We start from the raw sequence: 21,057 nt of genomic DNA on the forward strand, positions 1-21,057 counted from the left end.
GCACCGAGCCACCAGCGGCGCACGGATCGGACAAGGTCGCACCGTGCGAGTCCGGCGACCCCCACGACCACACCGGACAAGCACGCTGTACCCCCCGAGCAACACCGCGCCCACCGAGCAACACCGCACCCGCCGAGCAACGCCGCGTCACACACCTGGCGACTCCAGGGTGCCGTGCCTAGGGTGGCGAGGTGAGCACTCCCCGCGTGTACGTCATCCACGAGAACCCCGAGTGGTTCCCGCCGCTCGCCGCTGCCTTCGAGGCCGAGGGGGTCCCCGTCGAGGAGATCCTCCTCACCGAGGGCCAGATCGACCTTGCCGCCGATCCCGAGCCGGGCGTGTACTGGTCACGGATGTCGGCGAGCTCCCACACCCGCGGGCACGAGCACAGCAAGGAGTACACCCGCGCGGTCCTCGGCTGGCTCGAGCGGGCCGGCCGGCAGGTCGTCGGCGGCAGCCACGTCCTCGAGCTCGAGGTCTCGAAGGTCGCCCAGCACGGACTGCTCCGGAACGCTGGGTTCGACGTCCCCCGCACCACCGCCGTCTTCGGGCGCACGACGCTCAAGCAGGCGGCCCACGACTTCACCGGCGGCCAGGACGTGCCCTTCATCACGAAGCACAACCAGGGCGGCAAGGGCCTCGGCGTCCGTCGCTTCGACTCGCTCGCCGAGTTCGACGCCTACGTCGACAGCCCGGAGTTCGAGGAGCCGGTCGACGGCATCACCCTGCTGCAGGAGTACCTCACCGCCCGCGAGCCGTTCATCACCCGCGTCGAGTTCGTCGGCGGCGAGTTCGTCTACGCCGTCCGCGTCGACACGAGTGCCGGCAGCTTCGAGCTCTGCCCGGCCGACGCGTGCGAGGTCCCGCAGGTCATCGCGGGTGCGGTCTGCGACGTGCCCGGCACCGAGGCCGTCGGCGCACCTCCGGCGTTCAGCGTCCGCACCGAGGTCACGCCCGAGCACCCGCTCGTCCAGCAGCTCCGCACGTTCCTCGCCGATCAGCGCATCCAGATCGCGGGCGTCGAGTTCATGGAGACGACCGACGGTCGCACGGTCGTCTACGACATCAACACGAACACGAACTACAACCCCGCCGTCGAGGAGACCGCGCCGGCCTCCGGCCCGCGCTCCATCGCGCGGTACCTCGGTGGCCTGCTGGAGACGCAGTACGCGGCGCACCTGACGGCCTGAGAACGCAAGACCCACCGGACTGGAGGCGCGGTGCGGGCCCGCCCCGCGCCTCCAGGCCGTCAATCCCCACCTCCCCAAGGAACTCACCCCGTGCGATTCGGATACTGGACCCCGCTCTTCGGCGGCTGGCTGCGCAACGTCGACAACGAGCACATGCCGGTCACCTTCGACTACGTCAAGCGACTGGCGCAGCGCGCCGAGCGCATCGGCTTCGACCTGACGCTCGTGCCGGAGCTGAACCTCAACGACATCAAGGGCACCGCGGCACCGAGCCTCGAGGCGTGGGCGCTCGCCGCCGGGATCGCGGCGACGACCGAGCGCCTCGAGATCATGGCGGCGATGCGGCCCGGGTACCACCTGCCCGCCGTCACCGCGAAGCAGGCCGCGACCATCGACGACATCTCCTGCGGCCGGTTCACGTTCAACGTGGTGAGCGCGTGGTGGGCGGAAGAGGCCAAGCAGTACGGCGGGATCTTCTCCGAGCACGACGACCGGTACAAGCGCACGGCGGAGTTCGTCGAGGTCATGAAGGGGCTCTGGCGGGAGACGCCGTACTCCTTCCACGGCGAGTACTACGACATCGAGAACAGCCACCTCGAGCCGAAGCCCCGGGTCACCCCGCGCATCTACGCCGGCGGGGAGAGCGAGGCCGGCAAGGCGGCGATCACGGGCTACGCGGACGCGTACGTGACCCACGGCGGCACGGTCGAGGAGCTCCGGACGAAGATCGCCGAGATGAAGCAGCGCCGGGTCGACGCCGGGCTGCCGCCGTTCGAGGCGTTCGGCATGGCCGCCTACGTCATCGTCCGCGAGACCGAGGAGGAGGCGCAGGCCGAGCTCGCCCGGATCACGGACGTGCAGCACGGCCACGCGTACGAGTCCTACCAGGACTTCATCTCGAAGTCGCAGCTCGAGCACGTCCCGTCGCTCGAGGACTACTCGGTGTCGAACCGCGGCCTCCGCCCCGGCTTCGTCGGCACGCCCGAGCAGGTCGCCGCGCGGATCCGGGAGTTCGAGGACGCCGGGGTCGACACGCTGCTGCTGCAGTTCTCGCCGCAGCTCGAGGAGATGGACCGGTTCGGCGAGCAGGTCATCCCCCTGGTCCGCCCCGCGGTGACGGTGCCGTCCGGGGCGGGCGCCTGATGGGGGCGACCGAGGACGACTGGGCGTTCGAGACGCGGCAGATCCGCGCCGGCTACAAGGCCGACCCGGGATGGGGAGCCAACGTCCCGCCGATCGCCCAGAGCGCCGCCTTCGTGTACCCGTCGGGTGAGGACGCCGCCGCCCGGTTCCTGCTCGACGCACCGGGGCACACCTACTCGCGGGTGAACAACCCGTCCGCGGCCGCGCTCGAGCGTCGGATCGCCGACCTCGAGGGCGGTGTCGGCGCCCTCGCACTCGCGTCCGGGCAGGCGGCGACGTCGCTCGCGGTGCTCGGACTCGCCCGTGCTGGCGACCACGTGGTGTCGAGTACGTCCCTGTACGGCGCGACCTACACGCTGTTCCACTCCACGCTGGGCGACCTCGGCATCTCGTTCACCTTCGTGCAGGACCCGACGGACCTCGACGAGTGGGCCGCGGCGGTCCGACCGGAGACGAAGGCGTTCTTCGGCGAGTCGATCCCGAACCCGCGCGGCGACGTCCTCGACTTCGAGGGGGTGGCCGGCGTCGCGCACGAGCATGGCGTCCCGCTCATCGTCGACAACACGATCGCGACCCCGTACCTCGTCCGGCCGATCGAGCACGGTGCGGACATCGTCGTGCACTCGGCCACGAAGTACCTCTCCGGGCACGGCAGCGCCATCGCCGGGCTCATCGTTGACAGCGGGAACTTCGACTGGGCGGCACACGCCGAGCGGTACCCGCAGCTCACGACGACCGAGCGGTCCGGGTTCGCGGGCACGAACTTCGCGTCGAAGTTCGGCCGTCGCGCGTTCATCCAGCGCACCCGGTCGAAGCTGTCCGCCGACCTCGGACCGGCGATCGCACCCTTCAACGCCTTCCTGGTGCTGCAGGGCATCCAGACGCTCTCGCTCCGCATGGAGCGGCACGTGTCGAACGCCGCCGCGGTGGCCTCGTGGCTCGACGCGCACGACCAGGTGCTCGGCGTGCACTACGCCGGACTGCCGACGTCGCCCTGGCACCACCTGGCCGAGCGGTACGTGCCGGCGGGACCGTCCGCCGTGCTCGCCTTCGACCTCGACGGCGGCGTCGACGCCGGACGGCGGTTCGTCGCGGCGCTCGAGCTGTTCGACCACGTCTCGAACATCGGCGACGTGCGCTCCCTCGTCGTGCACCCCGCGTCGACGACGCACGTGCAGATGACCTCGGCGGAGCGTGCGGCCGCGGGCGTCGGCGACGGGCTGATCCGCCTGTCGATCGGGCTGGAGCACGTGGACGACATCCTCGCGGACCTCGCGCGCGGCTTCGCGGCTGCGTCGGGATAGGTTGGGGGCATGACCACGTTGGCCGCACCGACCCGCGTGCGGACGCGCGCCCCCGGGAAGATCAACGTCTACCTGTCGGTCGGCGCCCTGCAGGACGACGGCTACCACGACGTGGCGACGGCGTACCAGGCGGTCTCGCTGTACGAGGACGTCTCGGCGGAACCGGCCGACGACTTCTCGGTGACCTTCACCGGATCCATCGACACGCGCGCGGTGCCGGTCGACGAGTCGAACCTCGCGATCCGTGCCGCCCGGCTCGTGGCCGACGCCGCCGGGTACCGCGGGGGCGTCCGGTTGACCATCGACAAGCAGGTCCCGGTCGCCGGCGGGATGGGCGGGGGATCCGCCGACGCCGCCGCGACCCTGCTCGCCGTCGACACGCTGTGGGGGACGGCGCTCGGGCGTGAGGAGCTCCTCCGGCTCGCCGCGCAGCTCGGCGCCGACGTGCCGTTCGCATTCGCCGGCGGCACCGCGGTCGGCACCGGTCGCGGCGACGAGCTGAGCCCGGCCCTGGCCAAGGGCGAGTTCCACTGGGTCCTCGCCCTGAGCGACGCCGGCCTGTCGACGCCGGCCGTGTACCGCGCCCTCGACGAGCACCGCGAGCGCTACCGCGCGGACATCGCCCCCGCGCCGACGACGCCCGTGGTCGAGGCGAACGTTCTGCAGGCCCTCCGCGCCGGCGACCCCGACCTCTTGGCGGACTGCCTGCACAACGACCTGCAGGCCCCGGCGATGCGCCTGCAGCCCACGCTCGCGACGACGCTCGAGATCGGCGAGAAGGCCGGTGCCCTCGCCGGACTCGTCTCGGGCAGCGGGCCGACCGTGGCGTTCCTCGTCGCCGACCGCGACGCGGCACTCGAGGTGCAGGTCGAGCTCAGTGCCGCCGGCATGGTCGCGGTGCGCGCCGCCGGTCCCGTGCACGGCGCCCGCCTCCTGCACTGACGGGCAGGCGCTCGGGCACGCGCTCGGCGTCGATCAGCTGCGGACGTACTCCGTGATGACGACGGTGCCGGTCTTCCAGTGCTCCTTCGCGGTGAACCCGTGCTCCGCGAGCACCGCGGCGGTCTCGGGCTCGATGTTGCGCGCCTTCACGGTCCCGCCGACGAACCACACCGTGTCGATGTCGCCCAGGCGGCTCGGGATCGTGGTGGCGAGGTCGCCCGTCTGGTTCCAGAGGACACCCGACTCGGTACCGAGCTTGCGGACGCCGAGGTCCGTCATGCCCGTGAACGCCGTCGGGTACGAGATGCGGATGATGTCGGCCGTGGTGCCGGGGTGGCCGTAGACGCTGCCGAACACGACGCCCTCGTCGGCGTCGGCGCGGTTGCTGCTGCGCTCGGCCGAGATGATCGCGGCGGCACGGGCCCAGGTGGAGTCCTGCTTCGCGAGGGGCTCCTTCACGGCGACGGCCGTCGGGACGGACAGCACGAGGACCGCGGCGACGACGGTGGCGAGCAGGGCCTTCGGACGGACGAACGTCAGCGCGAGGGCGATGAGCAGCGCGACGAACGGCAGGCTGAGCGAGGCGTACTTCGGGGAGTACAGGTGCTTGCCCATCGCCGTGGCGAGGACCAGCGCGGCGGTCGGGATCACGACGAGCGGCAGGGCGACCCGGACGGCCTGAGCGCGCACGAGGGTCCGGACGGTCGCGGACCGTCGGTGTGCCTCGACCAGGACGAGCACCGTGCCGACGAGCATCAGGGCCCAGGCGCCGGCGGCGTACACGTCGACACCGCCGAACCACGCCGTCGCGAACACCTGGGCGACGGTCCGTTCCCCGATGCCGGCGATCCACGCGACCTGCTTCGACTGCGACGCCACCTCGACGACGAGGGGCGAGACGGCCACGGCGGCGATCGCGGCCGCGATCGCCCAGCGCACGACGACCCCGCGGGTCACGAGTGCCGGGCCGAGGGCGGGGCCACCGCGGGACACCGTTGCGCGGCGCACGGCGGAGCGTTGGGCGAGGAGCGTCCACAGCAGGGTCACGGCGTGCGCGACGACGGCGAGCGACAGGTAGACGTTGAAGGTGACCGAGACGAGCGCGAGTGCCCCGTAGGCCGCCCACCAGTGCAGGCTGCGCCCGGTGCGGGTCCGGCGGACCGCGGTCAGGCCGACGAGGGTGAGGCAGGCGGCGAGGGTCGTGATCGTGGCGTAGGGGCGCCCCTCGGACGCGGCCCACTGCACCCGCGGCAGCGCGATGAACACGAGACCGGCGGTGATGCCGAGCCGGCGCCCGCCGAGTCGACGGCCGAGGGCGACGAGGAGTCCAGCCGCCACCCCGATCGCGAGGGCGCTCGGGAAGCGGAGCGTGAAGGGCGTGTACCCCACGAGCCAGAACCAGACGTGCATCAGCGCGTAGTACAGGCCGTGCACGGCGTCGACGCTGTGCAGCTCGGCCCAGAGCTGGGGCCAGCTCCTTGTGGCGCTCGTCACCGTGGCGGCCTCGTCATACCAGAGCGACGGCACCCAGGCGAACGCCGCACCCACGAGGACGCCGAACGCGCCGACCGTCAGCTCCGGCGTGCGGACGACGGCGGCACCGGCGCTCGACGCGAGGCCGCGCAGGCGCGTCCGGAAGCGGGCACGGACCGGCGCGATCCCCGGGGAGCGGGGAATGCTGATGGTGCCGGTCCGTGGTGCAGTCACGGTGAGGACGGTATCCGTGGCGGCTGAGCAGGTGCCCGGCGTCCCGGCAGGCGAGACTGAGAGTTCCCCATACCGGTATCGTGCCGAGGACCATGACGAAGCTCCGCATCCGCGACGCCGCGCGGTACCTCGGCGTCAGCGACGACACCGTCCGACGGATGGTGGACGCCGGTGTGTTCATCCGGTCGACGGACGGCTCCGGCCGGACGGTCGTCGACGGTCGCGAGCTCGCGACGCACATCCGCGGGACCGCCGCCCAGCTCGACGACCCGTCCGGTGCGAGGAGCTCGGCCCGCAACCGGTTCGTCGGGATCGTCACCGACCTCGTCGTCGACGGGGTGATGGCGCAGGTCGAGCTGCAGAGCGGCCCGCACCGCGTCGTGTCCCTGATGAGCGCCGAGGCCGTCCGCGACCTCGGGCTCGAGGTCGGCACCGTCGCGGTGGCCTCGGTCAAGGCGACGATGGTGTCGGTCGAGGTGCCGGCGGAACCGGCCGACGCATGACCGACGACCGACGCCGGCTGCTGTCGCGCACCGCAGCGCTCGCGGGTGCCGGTGACCGGGCCGTCCGGGCGCTGGCCGAGGCGAGCGTCCTCGTCGTCGGGGCCGGCGGCCTCGGCGCACCCGTGCTGACCTACCTCGCCGGGTCGGGGCTCCGCCGCGTCAGCATCGTCGACCTCGACGTCGTCGACACGTCGAACCTCGCACGGCAGACGCTCTTCGCCCGGGCGGACGTCGGCCGTCCCAAGGCGGAGTGCGCGGCCGAGCGCGTCCGTGGCGTCGACCCGGAGCTCGAGGTGGTGGCGATCGCCGAGCCGTTCCGCCCGGAGCACGTCAGAGGGCACGACGTGGTCGTCGACGCCGCGGACAGCGTCGAGGTCACCCGGGCGATCTCGGACGCCTGCGCCGCGGCCGGGATCCCGTTCGTCTGGGGGACCGTGCTCGGGACCGACGGGCAGGTGTCGGTGTTCCACGACGCCGGCCCGGAACCGATCGACTTCCACGACCTGCACCCGGACGCCCTGCCGGACGAGGGGTCCTGCGCGCTCGACGGCGTGCTCCCCGCGCTCTGCGGTGCCGTCGGCAGCGTGATGGCGGCGCAGGTGACGGCCCTCGTCGCCGGCATCGGGGAACCGTTGACCGGTCGCGTGCTGACGGTCGACGCCCGGCGCTGGCGGTGGACCGAGAGCACGCTCCGCCGCGGCCCCGGGTCCCGCCGCCCGGCCCCGACGGTCGACGACGCCCCGCCCCGGATCGCACCGGCCGCCCTCGCCGCGCGACTCGGCCGGTCGGCCGACGGAAGCGCGAACGACGGCAGCACGAGCGACGGCAGCACGAGCGACGGCAGCACGAGCGACGGCAGCACGGACGACAGCCGGTCGGCCGACGGCCGGTCCGGCGCGACCGTCCTCGTCGACGTGCGCACCCCGGCCGAACGGGCCACCGGCATCGTCCCCGGCAGCCTCCGTCCGGAGGACCTCCCCGCGGACGACGACCGGCCCCTCGTGGTGGTGTGCGCGAGCGGCGTCCGCGCGACCGCCTGGGCGCGCACCGCCCGCGCCGCCGGGCTCGACGCGACCGTGCTCGACGGTGGCATCCAGGCGTGGCAGCGCGAGGGACTGCCGATGACCATCCCCGCATCGGCCGCAGATGCGGGTACGATCGGGGAATGACGACGCACGTGCGGAACGCCGCCCTCCTGTTCGCCGCTGCCGCACTCGCGGCCGTCGGCCTCGCGGGATGTGCGACGACCGGCACGGCCGCCCCGAGCGCGAGCGCGCGCACCGCGTCGTCCGGCAGCGCGTCGGCGGGTCCGACCGGCACGATCACCGTCTTCGCGGCGGCGTCGCTCCAGAAGACCTTCACCACCCTCGGCGAGCGGTACGAGGCCGCGCACCCGGGGACCACGATCACCTTCTCGTTCGCCGGGTCGAGCGACCTCGTCAGCCAGATCCAGAACGGCGCCCCCGCCGACGTCTTCGCCTCGGCGGACGAGGCGAACATGCAGAAGCTCGTGGGGACCGACGTCGCCGACGGCGCCGCGCACGACTTCGCCACGAACGTCCTCGAGATCGCCGTGGCACCCGGCAACCCGAAGGGGATCACCGGCCTCCGGGACCTGACGGCGTCGGACGTGCAGCTCGTCACGTGCGCGACCCCGGTGCCGTGCGGCGCCGCGACCGCGAAGGTCGAACGGGCGAGCGGCGTCGACCTCCGCCCGGTCAGCGAGGAGCAGTCCGTGACCGACGTCCTCGGGAAGGTCGAGTCCGGGCAGGCGGACGCCGGACTCGTCTACGTCACCGACGTCGAGGGCGCAGGCGGCAAGGTCGACGGCGTGCGCTTCGACGCCGCGTCGAAGGCCGTGAACACCTACCCGATCGGTGTCCTGCGGGACGCGGCGAACCCGCGCCTCGCCGAGTCGTTCACCGCGTACGTCCGCTCCGACGCCGGCCGGGAGGTCCTCACCGCCGCCGGCTTCGGCGCCCCCTGACCCGTGCCCGAGGCGACCGAGCCGACCGGTGACGCCGGCCGCACCCCCGACCGAGCGGTCCGCGCCGCCGGGCCGCGGGCGGTCCGCGCCGTCCGGACGCCGGTGCCGTGGTGGCTCCCGCTCCCGGCGGTGCTCGGCGGCCTGTTCGTCGTGGTCCCGGTCCTCGCGATGGTCGGCCGCGTCGACTGGGGCTCCTTCGGCGCACTCGTCACCTCGCCCGCGTCGCTGACGGCCCTCGGGCTGAGCCTCGGCACCGCGGCCGCCGCGACGGGGATCGCGTTCGTGCTCGGGTACCCGCTCGCCGTGCTCTTCGCCCGGTCGACGTCGCGGTGGATCGGCGCGGCCCGGGCACTCGTCCTGCTGCCGCTCGTGCTCCCGCCGGTGGTCGGGGGACTGGCGCTCCTCGCGGCGTTCGGTCGACTCGGCGTGGTCGGCGCGTGGCTCGACGACCACGGCCTCCGCATCGCCTTCACCACGACCGCGGTCGTCATCGCCCAGACCTTCGTCGCGATGCCGTTCCTGGTGTCGTCCATCGAGGGGGCGCTGCGCGTCGGCGGCGACCGGTTCGAACGGGTCGCCGCGACGCTCGGCGCGTCCCCGACCCGGACGTTCCTGACCGTGACGACACCACGCGTACTGCCGGGGATCCTCGCCGGCCTCGTCCTCTGCTTCGCCCGCGCGCTCGGCGAGTTCGGGGCCACCCTGACCTTCGCCGGCAGCCTGCAGGGCGTCACCCGGACGCTGCCGCTCGAGATCTACCTGCAGCGCGAGATCGACCCGGACACGGCGGTCGCGCTGGCCCTCGTGCTGGTCGTCGTCGCCCTCGTGGTCATCGGCGCGTCCGTGGTCCGCACCCGGACGGTGATCGCATGACGAGCGACCACCCGGGACACGGCGGCCTCCGCGCCCACGTCGTGGTGCCGGACCGCGGCGTCGACGTGCGACTCGACGTCGCCCCGGACGAGTGCGTCGCGCTGGTCGGTCCGAACGGCGCGGGCAAGTCCACCGTCGTCGAGACCCTCGCCGGCCTGCTGCGGGTCCGGTCCGGCGCGGTCGTCCTGGGCGGGCGCGACCTGACGGGCGTCCGCGCGCACCGTCGCGGCGTCGGCCTCGTCGCGCAGCGCGCCGACCTCTTCCCGCACCTGTCGGTCGCCCGCAACATCGCCTACGGACCGCGAGCGACCGGTTCCGGCGGCCGGGAGGCGCGACACCGGTCCGACGCGGCCCTCGCCGCCGTCGGCGTGGCCGGGTTGGCGGACCGCGCCCCGGGGACGCTCTCGGGCGGACAGGCCCAGCGCGTCGCGATCGCCCGGGCACTCGCCACCGACCCCGTGCTCCTGCTCCTCGACGAGCCCACCTCGGCGCTCGACGTCGACGCCCGCGCCGAGGTCCGGACCGCCCTGGGCACCGCCCGCACCGGTCGACCGACGGTCCTCGTCACGCACGACCCGCTCGAGGCCGTCGGCCTCGCGGACCGCATCGTCGTGCTCGCGGGTGGCCGGGTGGTCGAGCAGGGACCGACCGCCGCCGTCCTCGGTCGTCCGACCAGTGCGTTCGCGGCGTCCTTCTCGGGGCTGACGCTCGTCGGCGGCACCGCCACCCGGGGTGGGATCGCACCGGTCGACGGCGGCGAGCTCGTCTCGACGACGCACACCGTGCCTCCCGGGTTGCCCGCCCTCGCCGCCTACCACCCGACGGTCGCCGTCGTGACCCGCGACGGCGCCGGACCGACGCGCCGGGTGACCGCGCTCGAGCCGCGGGACGGACTCGTCCGGGTGCGGGCCGGTGCCCTCGTGGCCGACGTCACCGTGGCGGTCGCGGCGACCCTCGGACTCGTCCCCGGGGACGTCGTGCGCATCGCCGTGCCGCCGGACGAGCTGACGGTCTACCCGCCCGCCTGACCCGACGCTCTGCGCGGGACGGACCGGTTCAGCCGCCGGCGAAGGGCGGCATCACGTCGACGACCGCCACGCCGTCGAGCCGGGTCGACCGGTCGCGCGTGGTCACCCCGTCGACGAGGTAGGAGCACCGTTCCTGCAGTGCCCGCCAGCCGTCGGGGTCTTCGGCCGTCACCGACCGCAGCGCGTCGTCGAGCGCCGAGGCCCGCACGGTGACCTCGTCCGCGCCGACCGCAGCACGGGCCGCCGCGAAGAACCGGATCGTCGTCACGCTCAGCCCCCGATCGCGCTCATGCCGCGGGTGGGGTGCACGAGGTCGTCGCTGTCGTCGCCGTGGTCGCGGGGCTTCGCCCACATCGCCCGACGCCAGAGCTCGGCGACCTCGTCGTCGGAGGCACCGGCGCGCATCGGACCGAGGACGTCGGTCTCGTCGTCCGAGAACAGGCAGCTCCGGACGTTGCCGTCGGCGGTCAGGCGGGTGCGGGTGCAGTCGGCGCAGAACGACTCGGTGATGCTCGCGATGATCCCGATCGTGCCGAGTTCGGCACCGACACCGCCGTCGGCCGTCCGCGCGAGCACGCGGAAGCGCTCGGCGGGAGCACCGTCGCGGGGTGCCTCGTCCGGCACCAGGGCGAACGTGTCCGACAGCATCGCGCGGGTCTCGGCCGCGGTCACCATCGACGTGCGGTCCCAGGCGTGGTCGGGGTCGAGCGGCATCTGCTCGATGAACCGGAGCTCGTAGCCACGGTCGAGGCACCACTGCATGAGGTCGGGTGCGAGGTGGTCGTTCACGCCGCGCAGCAGCACCGCGTTCACCTTGATCGCGAGACCCGCTGCGCGAGCGGCCTCGAGCCCGGCGATGACCTTGTCGAGGAACGGGCGCCGGGTGACGGTGGCGAAGACGTCCGGGTCGACGGTGTCGAGCGACACGTTCACGCGTCGGAGGCCGGCGTCGTACAGCGCGGCCGCGCGGTGGGCGAGCCCGATCGCGTTCGTCGTGAGCGAGAGCTCGGGGGCGTCGGGCAGGGCCGCGCAGCGGGCGATGACGTCCACCAGGTCGTGGCGGAGCATCGGCTCGCCGCCCGTGAACCGGACCTTGCGCACGCCGAAGCGCTCGGAGCCGAGCCGGACGAGGCGCTCGATCTCGGCCGCGGTCATCAGCGCGTCGTCGGGGGCGAACGGCAGGCCCGCCGCCGGCATGCAGTAGGTGCACCGGAGGTTGCAGCGCTCGGTCAGCGACACTCGCAGGTCCACGGCGCGCCGTCCGAACCGGTCGAGCAGGCCGTCGGAGGAGCCGAGCAGGGTCGCTGGTGCCATGGGCGTCAGCGTACGTCCTCGGCGGCCCCGGCACCTGACGACTGCGCGATCGCGCGTTCCCGGAAGGCGAGCCGGCGACCCCAGCGCCCCCAGTCGGCACGCCGGGTGCGCACCAGCGTGACGACCACGATGACGGCGATCGCGCCGGCGAGCCACCACCGGTAGGCGTCCGCCGACGGCCACACCCCGCGCAGGGCGATCGCGAGTCCGATCGACAGCCACTCCCAGCGGCCCGAGAGCACCACGAACGGGATGAGGAGCAGGGCGTACCAGGGGTAGCGCGGGGTCACCGCGAGGAACGTGACGCCGATCATGAGGACCTCGCCGGACCAGGGACGCGACGGGTCGGACAGGCGCCAGGCGACGAAGGCCGCCGCCAGCACGAGCAGGCCGACCACGATCGTCGCCGCGTCGCCGTGGAACACGAGCGAGACGAGGGCGAAGCGGGAGCCGTCCTCGTAGCCCTCCTCCGACAGGTACCCCGGCAGGTAGCCGAGGACGTCGAGGCCGGTCGACAGCACGTACGGCACGTAGAGCAGACCGAAGAACGCGATGCCCACCGGGATCGCCCACCAGTGCCGCCACCGGCCGAGGAGGGGCGGGTACACGATCGCGGGGATGAGCTTCGTCGCCGTCGCCGCGCCGAGGGCGATCCCGCCCCAGATCGGCCGACCGAAGACGACGAGCACGGCACCGGCGGTCGCGAGGGCGGCCCCGAGTGCGTCGACGTGCGAGTTCGTCACCGCCTCGGAGGCGACGAGCGGCGACCAGGCCCAGAGCGCCGCCCACCAGGTCGGACGACCGAGCTTCCGCAGCACCGCGACGAGCCCGACGGTGACGCCGAGCGACACGACCAGCCCGGCGACCTGGAACGGCATGTACTGGGCGGTGGCCGGTACGAACGCCCGGACGAGGGCGAACCAGAGCTGGGCCATCGGCGGGTAGATCGTCACGACGTCCGGCCGGTTGATCGCGACGCAGTGCCCGTCGGCACCGTCGCCGAGCCCGCGGAAGCGCGGTTCGAGCGGCTTGCACGTGCCGTCGACCTTGTCCGGGAACAGCCAGTCGGGGCGCAGACCGGACAACGCCGTCGACTGGGGCGTGTGCGCGTACGGTGAGATCCCGGCGTGCTGCACGATGCCGTCCCAGGCGTAGCGTGCAGAGTCGGTACTGGTGTTCGGCGGCCCGGCGATGGCGGCGAGCCCCACGACCAGACCACCTCCGACCACCAGCCATGTCATCCACTTCGCCGGCACGAACCGCAACGCGAGCACCGCCGCGGCGAACACCGCCCAAGCGATCAGGGTCCACGCAACGAATGGGGAACGATGACCGGACCGGAGGAACCCCAGATGCGTGACGCCGAAGGCGATGACGCCCGCAAGGGCGAGCACGCCGACCACGGCCAGCACGGTCGGCAGGAGTCGGCCGGGGCGACGTCGTTCACTCATGGTCCGTCGAGGCTATCCATGGTCCGCGGGCTGCTGCTGGATGCACGATCCGTGATGGCGTCCCCGAACCGGAACGCGCGGTCGGCGGTCGTGCTCGGGCGGCTGCTCGGCATCGCCTTCCTGGTCTGCTTCGGGACCGGTGTCTTCAGCTACTTCCTGCAGGAGCCGCTGTCGTGGATGCGCTTCCCGACCCGGCCCGTGCAGCTCTACCAGATCACGCAGGGCGTGCACATCACGGCGGGCATCGCGATCATCCCGCTGCTGCTCGCGAAGCTCAACACGGTGATGCCGGCGCTCCTGCAGACCCCGCCGGTCCGCGGGCCGCTGCACCTGCTCGAGCGGCTGTCGATCGCGGTGTTCGTCGCGTCGGCGATCGTGCAGGTGACCACCGGCCTGCTGAACACCTACCAGTGGTACCCGTGGCCGTTCCCGTTCAAGCAGGTCCACAACGCGCTCGCGTACGTGCTCATCGGGTCGCTCGTGCTGCACATCGGCGTGAAGCTCCGCCTGATCACCCGGTACTGGCGGAAGCGGGACTCGTACGACGAGCACGGACGCTTCGTGGTCGATCCCGACGCGGGGAGCGAGCTGCTCCCGCCGGTCCTGGCGCAGCCCGCCGCATCGGCTCCGGGCGCGCAGCCGGGCACCCGGTACCCCCGCGGCCTCACCGGCCGCGTGCTCCGCTGGGTCGACGGCGTGCCGGCCGGACCGCCCGTCGGCCCGCCGTCCGACGCGGCGGAGCCGAGCCGCGCCTCCCGGACCACCGCCGGGCAGGCGGACGGACGCCGCCAGCGGGTCGCACGTCGCGGGTTCTTCGCCGGGGTCGCCGCGGCGACCGTCGGGGTCGTCGCACTGACCGCCGGACAGTCCTCGGTGCTCGCCGAGCCGTTCAACGTCTTCGGTGCCCGGCAGCGGCACCGCGGTCCGAACGACCTGCCGGTGAACCGCACGGCCCGCGCAGCCGGCGTGTTGGCCACCGCCACCGCGGCCGACTGGACCCTGACCGTCGTCGGCCACGACGTCAGCCGCACCTTCTCGCGGGCGGAGCTCGTGGCGCTCGGCGGGGCCGTCGCCCGGCTCCCGATCGCCTGCGTCGAGGGCTGGAGTCAGATGGCGACCTGGAAGGGCGTGCGGATGGTCGACCTGCTCGCGGCCGTGCAGGCGGCGCCGGGATCGCACGTGCGGGTGACCAGCCTCGAGCGGCACGGCGGCTACCGGATCATGGACATGGGCCCCGAGTACGCCGAGGACCCGACCACGCTCATCGCGCTCGAGCTGAACGGCGCGACGCTCGACCTCGACCACGGGTTCCCGGCGCGGATCATCGCTCCCGGACGACCCGGAGTGCTGCAGACGAAGTGGATCGAGGAGATCGAGGTGATCGCATGAGGGCCGCACGCATCGTGCTCGTCGTGGTCGGCGTGCTCGTCATCGCGTTCGGGGCGTACGTCCTCGTGACGACCGTCCGGCCGAACCGGATCTGGGGGCTGGCGACCTGGCTCCTCGGGGCCGTGGTCCTGCACGACGCGATCCTGTCGCCGTTCGTCGTCGGCGCGGGACTGCTGCTGCGCCGGACCGGGCGGACGATACGGGCGTGGGCCCTCGTCGTGGTGCAGGCGGTCGTCGTCCTCGGGAGCGTGCTCGCCCTGGTCGTCCTGCCCGAGATCGCGGCCAAGGCGCACGGGCAGAAGAACCCGACCGTGCTGCCGTTCGACTACGGTGCCCGGCTGCTCATCGTCGAGGGGGTGCTGCTGCTCGTCGTGGTGGCGGTGCTCGTGGTCGCAGCGCGGCGTCCGGCCCGACCCCGCGTGACCACTGGTTGAACCGACAACCTTTCGGTAGGGTGGGAGCATGACCGACGACACCCCGTGGCTCACCCGCGACCAGCTGCGCGCGTGGATGAAGCTCGTCGCGGTCATGGAGCTCCTGCCCGCAGCGCTCGACCAGCAGCTCCAGCGTGACGCCGACCTGACGCACTTCGACTACATGGTCATCGCGATGCTCTCGGAGACCGACTCCCGGACGCTCCGGATGTCGGCGCTCGCCTCGGCGACGAACGCCTCGCTGCCACGGCTGTCGCACGTGGTGTCCCGGCTCGAGAAGCGCGGACTCGTCTCGCGCTGCCCCTCGACCGACGACCGGCGGGCGACCGACGTGCGGCTCACGGACGCCGGCTACGCGACCATCGTCGACGCGGCGCCGGACCACGTCCGGACCGCTCGCCGCATGGTGATCGACGCGCTGAGCGACGAGCAGGTCGGGCAGCTCGACGGCATCGCCGCGGCGCTCCTCAGCCGGCTCGACCCCGAGGGGCGCTTCGCCGCGCTGACCTACCCGCGCGACGACGACGGTCCGGCCATCTGCGAGGCCAGACTGACCGGCACGGCGACCGACTGACGCCACCGTCACGCACGCCTGCGGGCCGCGGGCGTTGCAATAGGCTCGCGGCATGACCGAGTCCGCCGCGCCGTCCGACACGTACTCCTACCTCGGACCCGCCGGCACCTTCACCGAGGCCGCGCTCAAGCTCGTGGACGCGGCGGCGGGCAAGCCCTGGCGGAGCGTGAACAACGTCGGCGAAGCGCTCGACGACGTCGTCAGCGGCCGGTCGATCGGCGCCGTGATCGCGATCGAGAACAGCGTCGACGGCGGTGTCAGCGCGACGCAGGACGCCCTCGCGCGGATCCCCGGCGTCCGCATCGTGGGGGAGTACCTCGTCCCCGTCGACTTCGTGCTCGTCGCCCGGCCCGGCACCGCGCTCGCCGACGTCCGGACCGTGAACGCCCACCCCGTCGCGTACGCCCAGACCCACCACTGGCTCGAGGCGAACGTCCGCGGACACGGGCACATCCCGGCGTCCTCGAACGTCGCCGCCGCGGCCGCCCTGCTCGACGAGCACCCCACCGCCGACGCCGCGGTGGCGCCCCCGGGGATCACCGACCACTACGCGCTCGAGGTGCTGGCGTCGTCCATCGGGGACAACGCCTCGGCGGTCACCCGGTTCGTGCTCGTGTCGAAGACCCTGGCGCTGCCCGCCCCGACCGGCGCCGACAAGACGAGCGTCATCGTCGAGCTGCCGGCCGACCACCCCGGCGCCCTCGTCGACATGCTCGAGCAGTTCGCGACGCGGGGGATCAACATGGGGCTGCTGTCCTCGCGGCCCATCGGCGACGAGCTCGGGCGGTACCGGTTCGTCATCGACCTCGACGGGCACGTGCGGGACGAGCGCGTGGCCGACGCCCTGCTCGGGTTGCGGCGGTTCAGCCCGCGCGTGACGTTCCTCGGGTCGTACCCGCGGGCCGACGGGGTGCGCCCCGAGGTGCCCGCCCGCTACTCGGACGTCGCGTTCGTCGAGGCGCGCGACTGGTTGCGCGCGATCGTGTCCGGCGAGCCCCAGGCGGACTGAGCCGCGCGGCGGCCACGGCGCCACCCGGGCGCCGCCTCAGCGCCCGTGCTCGCGCGGCGGTTCGCCCTGCTCACGCACAACGCAAGTCACGCCAAACCGTGCCACAGCACGGTTCGGCGTGACTTTGGTTGTGCGCTCCGGCCAAGGGCCGGAGGCGACCGCGCGCCGGGCGTCAGCGCCGGCGACCGCGCGCCGGGCTCGGCTCGACGTCGGGGACCCGCACGTCGAGCGACCCGGGGTCGATCCGCGCCCGGAACGCGACGATCTCGCCCACCGGGTCGCCGTCGATCTCGAACTCGTCCGGCTTCGACAGCCGCAGCGTGAACTCCTCGCCGCGCATGTACCGCAGCGGGCGCTCCTGCTTCGCGGCCGTGGTGATCCGGCGGCCGATCAGCGTGTCGGACAGGGCCGACCGACGGAACGACCGCAGGATCGCGTTCTCCCAGAAGACCCGGGCGCCGATCCGGACCCAGCCGAAGAAGCCGCGCGGGCGCATCACGACGATGTCGAACACCCCGTCGTCGATCTCGGCGTCGGGCAGGAGCATGGCGTTGGCCTGCAGCATGCCGCAGTTGCCGACGATGACGGAGTGCGCCCGGACCGAGCCGTTGCGCGCCGACTCGTCCAGCCGGTACTTGAACTCGAAGCCGTCGGCGTCCCGAACCGAGCGGAGCAGCGAGTCGAGGTACGCGAGCCACCCGACGCGCTTCTTCAGCTCGGGCCGGGTGTTGGCGATCATGCGGGCGTCGAGCCCGAGACCGGCCATCACGACGAACCCGTACTTGTCGCGGGACCCGTCCGGACGTTCGACGCCGAGGAGCCCGAAGTCGATCGGCCGGTCGTGCCCGACGAAGATCGCCTTCGCCATCCCGCCGAGGTCGTCCAGCGGCAGCTTCATGTTGCGCGCGAGGAGGTTGCCCGTGCCACTCGGCAGCAGCGCGAGCGAGGCGTCCGACCCGTGCACCACCTCGGCGACGGCACGGACGGTGCCGTCCCCACCGGCGGCGGCGACGACGTCGGCTCCGGCCTCGAGCGCTGCGCGGGCCATCCCGCCGCCCGGGTCCTCCTCGGTCGTCTCGAACCAGAGGGTCTCGGCCCAGCCGGCCTCCTGCTGGTGCTTCTCGACGGTGCGCTTGAGGGTCGGCAGGTGGACCTTGACCGGGTTGTAGACCACCGCGGCCGTCCGCTGCTCGGTCTGGAGGGCGTCCTGGCCCGCAGACGCGGTCTCCGATGGGGTCGACATGCTCCAACGGTACCGATCGGATGCTGCGAGGGGATGCCGGGATCGACCCGTCGCGGGCCTGGAGGCGCGGGGCGGGCCCGCACCGCGCCTCCAGGCCGTCTCGCACCCACCTCGGACCCGCCTCGCACCCGGCCCGCAACCGGCGCTGGCTAGGATGATCCGGTGATCGATCCCCAGCTCCTGCGCGACAACCCTGACGTCATCAAGGCCTCGCAGGAGGCGCGCGGCGCCTCCGTCGCCGTCGTCGACGAGGCCGTCGCCGCCGATGCGGCCAGGCGGAGCGCGATCACCTCGTTCGAGTCCCTCCGGGCCGAGCAGAACGCCTTCGGCAAGACCGTCGCGAAGGCCCCGAAGGACGAGAAGGCCGCGCTCGTGCAGCAGGCCCAGGCGCTCGCCGCGCAGGTGAAGGAGGCGCAGGCGACCGTCACCGCAGCCGAGGAGTCCTTCAACGCGGTGGTCCGGAGCATCCCCAACGTCGTGCTGCCGGACGTGCCGAAGGGCGGCGAGGACGACTTCGTCACGCTCCGCACCGTCGGCACGAAGCCCGAGTTCGACTTCGAGCCGAAGGACCACGCCGACCTCGGCGAGCACCTCGGCATCATCGACATCCCGCGTGGCGTGAAGGTCTCCGGCTCGCGGTTCTACTTCCTGCGCGGCCTCGGCGCCCGGCTCGAGATCGCCCTGATGTCGCTCGGCCTCGACCGCGCGATCGCCGCCGGGTTCGAGCCGCTCATCACCCCGACGCTCGTGCGCCCCGAGACCATGGCCGGTACGGGCTTCCTCGGCGACCACGCGGCCGAGGTGTACCGGCTCGAGGCCGACGACCTCTACCTGACCGGCACGAGCGAGGTCGCCCTCGCCGGCTTCCACGCCGACGAGATCCTGTCGTTCGACGACGGCGACGGCCTGCGCTACGCCGGCTGGTCGACCTGCTACCGCCGCGAGGCGGGGTCGGCGGGCAAGGACAACCGCGGCATCCTGCGCGTGCACCAGTTCAACAAGCTCGAGATGTTCGCGTACGTCCACCCGGACCAGGCCGAGGCCGAGCACGCCAAGCTCGTCGGGTACCAGGAGCAGATGCTGCAGGACCTCGGGCTGCACTACCGCGTGATCGACGTGGCCGGCGGCGACCTCGGCACGAGCGCCGCGCGCAAGTACGACATCGAGGCGTGGGTCCCGACGCAGGGCACCTTCCGCGAGCTCACCTCGACGTCGAACTGCACGACCTTCCAAGCGCGTCGCCTCGACATCCGGTACCGCACCGAGAGCGGGAAGACCGCGCCCGTCGCGACCCTCAACGGCACGCTCGCGACCACCCGGTGGATCGTCGCGATCCTCGAGACCCACCAGCAGGCCGACGGCTCGGTCGTCGTGCCCGAGGTCCTCCGTCCGTACCTCGGCGGCGTCGAGGTGATCGAGCCCCGATGAGCACGCAGGGTCGGTTCGTCGACGGCGCGGCCGGTGCGGGAGCGCCCGCCCGCACGAAGCGCTGGCTGGTGGCGCTCGACATCGACGGCACCACCATGCGCGAGGACGGGGTCGTCACCGACGCCGTGATCGCCGCACTGCACGCTGCCGAGGCCGCCGGGCACGAGGTCATGCTCTCCACCGGTCGCAGCGAGGGCATGACCGTGCCGCTGCTGGACACGCTCGGCATCGAGCCGAAGTACCTCGTCTGCGCGAACGGTGCGCTCACCCTCGCGCGCCGCCCAGACGGTTCCTACGAGCGGGTGCACGTCGAGCAGTTCGACCCGAGCGAGGTCCTCCGGACGATCCACGGTGCCCTCGAGAACGCCGCGTTCGGCGTCGAGGACCAGACCGGCCACTTCCTGCTCTCCGGCAACTTCCCGGACGACACGATGACCGTCGCCGGGGAGCACGTACCGTTCGAGCAGCTGCTCGGCGTCGAGGCCACCCGCGTCGTCGTCATCTCCCCGGGTCACGACACCGAGGACTTCCTGCAGGTCGTCGAGCAGATGGGGCTGCACAAGGTGTCCTACTCGGTCGGCTGGACGTCGTGGCTCGACATCGCACCCTTCGGTGTCACCAAGGCCACCGCGATGGAACGCGTGCGCGAGTGGCTCGACATCCCGCGCTCCCGGGTCTTCGCCGCCGGGGACGGCCGCAACGACATCGACATGCTGCGGTGGGCGTCGACCTCCGGCCGCGGGGTCGTCATGGGCCAGGCGCCCGACGACGTCGTCGACGCGGGCAACGAGATCACCGGTGGCGTGACCGACGACGGCCTCGCGGCCGCGCTCGACTCCCTGCCGCGCTAGCCCGGTAGACTTCCCGGGACGCGATCACGTCTCGCCACGTGGTCGCGTCGCTGGAGGGTTGTCCGAGCGGCCGATGGAGCCTGTCTTGAAAACAGGTGGGCAGAGATGTCTCGTGGGTTCGAATCCCACACCCTCCGCCATGGACACACGCCTGCGGCTCATCAGCGTCCACGACGCTGGGACGCTCGCTGCCGTGGTCACCGCGAGTGCCGAGCACCTGCGGCCGTGGGAACCCACGCGTGCGCGGTCGTACTTCACCGAGGCGGGGCAGCACGACGTCATCGTCCAGGCGCTCGCCGCCGAGCGCGCCGGCACGTCCGTCCCGTTCGTGATCGAGTCGGGTGACGGTGAACTGCTCGGCCGGATCACACTGAGCGGCATCACCCGCGGAGCGCTGCAGTCGTGCGCGATGGGCTACTGGATCCGCGCCGATCGGCTCCGTCAGGGACACGCCTCGCGAGCGGTCCGGGCCGCGGCGGCCCATGCGTTCGAGGTCCTCGGTCTCCACCGGGTCCAGGCCGAGACACTGCCCGAGAACCTGGGCTCCCAGCGGGCGCTGCTCGCTGCGGGGTTCGAGCGCTACGGCCTCGCGCCCGAGTACCTCCGGATCGACGGGGCGTGGCGGGACCACGTCATGTTCCAGCTCCTCGCCACAGGCGCGCGGGGCACGTGACGACGCCGGGTGAT

The 21,057-nt window shown here is 72.9% G+C and carries 21 protein-coding genes and 1 tRNA gene; 17 read left to right on the top strand and 5 right to left on the bottom strand.

The window, feature by feature from the left end; translation table 11 throughout:
• The first annotated feature begins 191 nt into the window (after positions 1–191).
• The 4 genes from ACQXVK_RS09895 (at position 192) to ACQXVK_RS09910 (ending at position 4,579) form a co-directional block, all read left to right on the top strand.
• Complete coding sequence (locus tag ACQXVK_RS09895) at positions 192–1,190, top strand: ATP-grasp domain-containing protein (RefSeq protein WP_430853447.1); 999 nt, start codon at positions 192–194, stop codon at positions 1,188–1,190.
• Between the two features lie 90 nt (positions 1,191–1,280).
• On the top strand, positions 1,281–2,333 hold the full coding sequence (locus ACQXVK_RS09900; protein WP_416393083.1) for an LLM class flavin-dependent oxidoreductase: 1,053 nt from the start codon (positions 1,281–1,283) through the stop codon (positions 2,331–2,333).
• Positions 2,333–3,637, top strand: coding sequence for an O-acetylhomoserine aminocarboxypropyltransferase/cysteine synthase family protein (locus ACQXVK_RS09905; protein WP_430853448.1), 1,305 nt, complete (start codon positions 2,333–2,335; stop codon positions 3,635–3,637). The genes ACQXVK_RS09900 and ACQXVK_RS09905 overlap by 1 nt, the downstream gene beginning before the upstream one ends.
• Positions 3,638–3,646: 9 nt before the next feature.
• Complete coding sequence (locus ACQXVK_RS09910; protein ID WP_416393081.1) at positions 3,647–4,579, top strand: 4-(cytidine 5'-diphospho)-2-C-methyl-D-erythritol kinase; 933 nt, start codon at positions 3,647–3,649, stop codon at positions 4,577–4,579.
• A 33-nt stretch (positions 4,580–4,612) separates the two neighbouring features.
• On the opposite strand, the gene ACQXVK_RS09915 is transcribed toward ACQXVK_RS09910, so the two are convergent.
• Positions 4,613–6,286 carry a glycosyltransferase family 39 protein gene (locus ACQXVK_RS09915; RefSeq protein ID WP_430853449.1) on the bottom strand — a complete coding sequence of 558 codons (1,674 nt, stop codon included), beginning with the start codon at positions 6,284–6,286 and terminating at the stop codon, positions 4,613–4,615.
• A 92-nt stretch (positions 6,287–6,378) separates the two neighbouring features.
• Between ACQXVK_RS09915 and ACQXVK_RS09920 the strand changes: the two genes are divergently transcribed.
• The 5 genes from ACQXVK_RS09920 (at position 6,379) to ACQXVK_RS09940 (ending at position 10,677) form a co-directional block, all read left to right on the top strand.
• Complete coding sequence (locus ACQXVK_RS09920; RefSeq protein WP_430853450.1) at positions 6,379–6,789, top strand: TOBE domain-containing protein; 411 nt, start codon at positions 6,379–6,381, stop codon at positions 6,787–6,789.
• Positions 6,786–7,958, top strand: coding sequence for a ThiF family adenylyltransferase (locus tag ACQXVK_RS09925; RefSeq protein ID WP_430853451.1), 1,173 nt, complete (start codon positions 6,786–6,788; stop codon positions 7,956–7,958). Before ACQXVK_RS09920 ends, ACQXVK_RS09925 begins: the two co-directional genes overlap by 4 nt.
• Positions 7,955–8,776 carry a molybdate ABC transporter substrate-binding protein gene (modA, locus tag ACQXVK_RS09930; protein ID WP_430853452.1) on the top strand — a complete coding sequence of 274 codons (822 nt, stop codon included), beginning with the start codon at positions 7,955–7,957 and terminating at the stop codon, positions 8,774–8,776. The genes ACQXVK_RS09925 and modA overlap by 4 nt, the downstream gene beginning before the upstream one ends.
• A 102-nt stretch (positions 8,777–8,878) precedes the next feature.
• Positions 8,879–9,649: an ABC transporter permease gene (locus ACQXVK_RS09935; RefSeq protein WP_430853769.1), complete on the top strand. Its 771-nt coding sequence runs from the start codon at positions 8,879–8,881 to the stop codon at positions 9,647–9,649.
• A complete protein-coding gene (locus ACQXVK_RS09940) occupies positions 9,646–10,677 on the top strand; it encodes an ABC transporter ATP-binding protein (RefSeq protein ID WP_430853453.1) in 1,032 nt (343 codons plus the stop codon). The genes ACQXVK_RS09935 and ACQXVK_RS09940 overlap by 4 nt, the downstream gene beginning before the upstream one ends.
• Before the next feature lie 28 nt (positions 10,678–10,705).
• On the opposite strand, the gene ACQXVK_RS09945 is transcribed toward ACQXVK_RS09940, so the two are convergent.
• Genes ACQXVK_RS09945 through ACQXVK_RS09955 form a run of 3 tightly spaced genes read right to left on the bottom strand, consistent with a single transcriptional unit; the run spans position 10,706 to position 13,442 of the window.
• Positions 10,706–10,945 carry a MoaD/ThiS family protein gene (locus ACQXVK_RS09945; RefSeq protein ID WP_430853454.1) on the bottom strand — a complete coding sequence of 80 codons (240 nt, stop codon included), beginning with the start codon at positions 10,943–10,945 and terminating at the stop codon, positions 10,706–10,708.
• A 2-nt stretch (positions 10,946–10,947) separates the two neighbouring features.
• On the bottom strand, positions 10,948–11,991 hold the full coding sequence (moaA, locus tag ACQXVK_RS09950; protein ID WP_402267596.1) for a GTP 3',8-cyclase MoaA: 1,044 nt from the start codon (positions 11,989–11,991) through the stop codon (positions 10,948–10,950).
• 5 nt (positions 11,992–11,996) lie between these two features.
• Complete coding sequence (locus tag ACQXVK_RS09955) at positions 11,997–13,442, bottom strand: glycosyltransferase 87 family protein (RefSeq protein ID WP_430853455.1); 1,446 nt, start codon at positions 13,440–13,442, stop codon at positions 11,997–11,999.
• 54 nt (positions 13,443–13,496) lie between these two features.
• On the opposite strand from ACQXVK_RS09955, the gene ACQXVK_RS09960 reads away from it, so the two are divergent.
• From ACQXVK_RS09960 to pheA, 4 genes are read left to right on the top strand one after another with little or no spacing between them, the layout of a single operon-like run.
• Complete coding sequence (locus tag ACQXVK_RS09960; protein WP_430853456.1) at positions 13,497–14,831, top strand: molybdopterin-dependent oxidoreductase; 1,335 nt, start codon at positions 13,497–13,499, stop codon at positions 14,829–14,831.
• Entirely contained in the window at positions 14,828–15,265 is a 438-nt protein-coding gene (locus ACQXVK_RS09965; RefSeq protein ID WP_022906313.1) for a hypothetical protein, read from the top strand. Before ACQXVK_RS09960 ends, ACQXVK_RS09965 begins: the two co-directional genes overlap by 4 nt.
• Before the next feature lie 28 nt (positions 15,266–15,293).
• Positions 15,294–15,839 carry a MarR family winged helix-turn-helix transcriptional regulator gene (locus ACQXVK_RS09970; protein ID WP_430853457.1) on the top strand — a complete coding sequence of 182 codons (546 nt, stop codon included), beginning with the start codon at positions 15,294–15,296 and terminating at the stop codon, positions 15,837–15,839.
• Positions 15,840–15,891: 52 nt separating this feature from the next.
• A complete protein-coding gene (gene pheA / locus ACQXVK_RS09975; protein ID WP_402267585.1) occupies positions 15,892–16,848 on the top strand; it encodes a prephenate dehydratase in 957 nt (318 codons plus the stop codon).
• 172 nt (positions 16,849–17,020) lie between these two features.
• On the opposite strand, the gene ACQXVK_RS09980 is transcribed toward pheA, so the two are convergent.
• Positions 17,021–18,091: a diacylglycerol/lipid kinase family protein gene (locus tag ACQXVK_RS09980; protein WP_402267582.1), complete on the bottom strand. Its 1,071-nt coding sequence runs from the start codon at positions 18,089–18,091 to the stop codon at positions 17,021–17,023.
• Between the two features lie 162 nt (positions 18,092–18,253).
• Here ACQXVK_RS09980 and serS point away from each other — a divergent pair, with 162 nt between their 5' ends.
• The 4 genes from serS to ACQXVK_RS10000 all read left to right on the top strand — a co-directional run bounded on the left by serS (position 18,254) and on the right by ACQXVK_RS10000 (position 21,043).
• On the top strand, positions 18,254–19,519 hold the full coding sequence (gene serS, locus ACQXVK_RS09985) for a serine--tRNA ligase (RefSeq protein WP_430853458.1): 1,266 nt from the start codon (positions 18,254–18,256) through the stop codon (positions 19,517–19,519).
• Positions 19,516–20,370: an HAD family hydrolase gene (locus ACQXVK_RS09990; RefSeq protein ID WP_402267576.1), complete on the top strand. Its 855-nt coding sequence runs from the start codon at positions 19,516–19,518 to the stop codon at positions 20,368–20,370. Before serS ends, ACQXVK_RS09990 begins: the two co-directional genes overlap by 4 nt.
• A gap of 52 nt (positions 20,371–20,422) precedes the next feature.
• A tRNA-Ser gene (locus ACQXVK_RS09995) sits at positions 20,423–20,510 on the top strand.
• Entirely contained in the window at positions 20,510–21,043 is a 534-nt protein-coding gene (locus tag ACQXVK_RS10000) for a GNAT family N-acetyltransferase (protein ID WP_430853459.1), read from the top strand. Before ACQXVK_RS09995 ends, ACQXVK_RS10000 begins: the two co-directional genes overlap by 1 nt.
• The last annotated feature ends 14 nt before the right edge of the window (positions 21,044–21,057 follow it).

Origin of the sequence: Curtobacterium sp. AB451, assembly GCF_050585845.1 — a bacterium.
In the GTDB taxonomy this organism is placed as follows: Bacteria; Actinomycetota; Actinomycetes; order Actinomycetales; family Microbacteriaceae; genus Curtobacterium.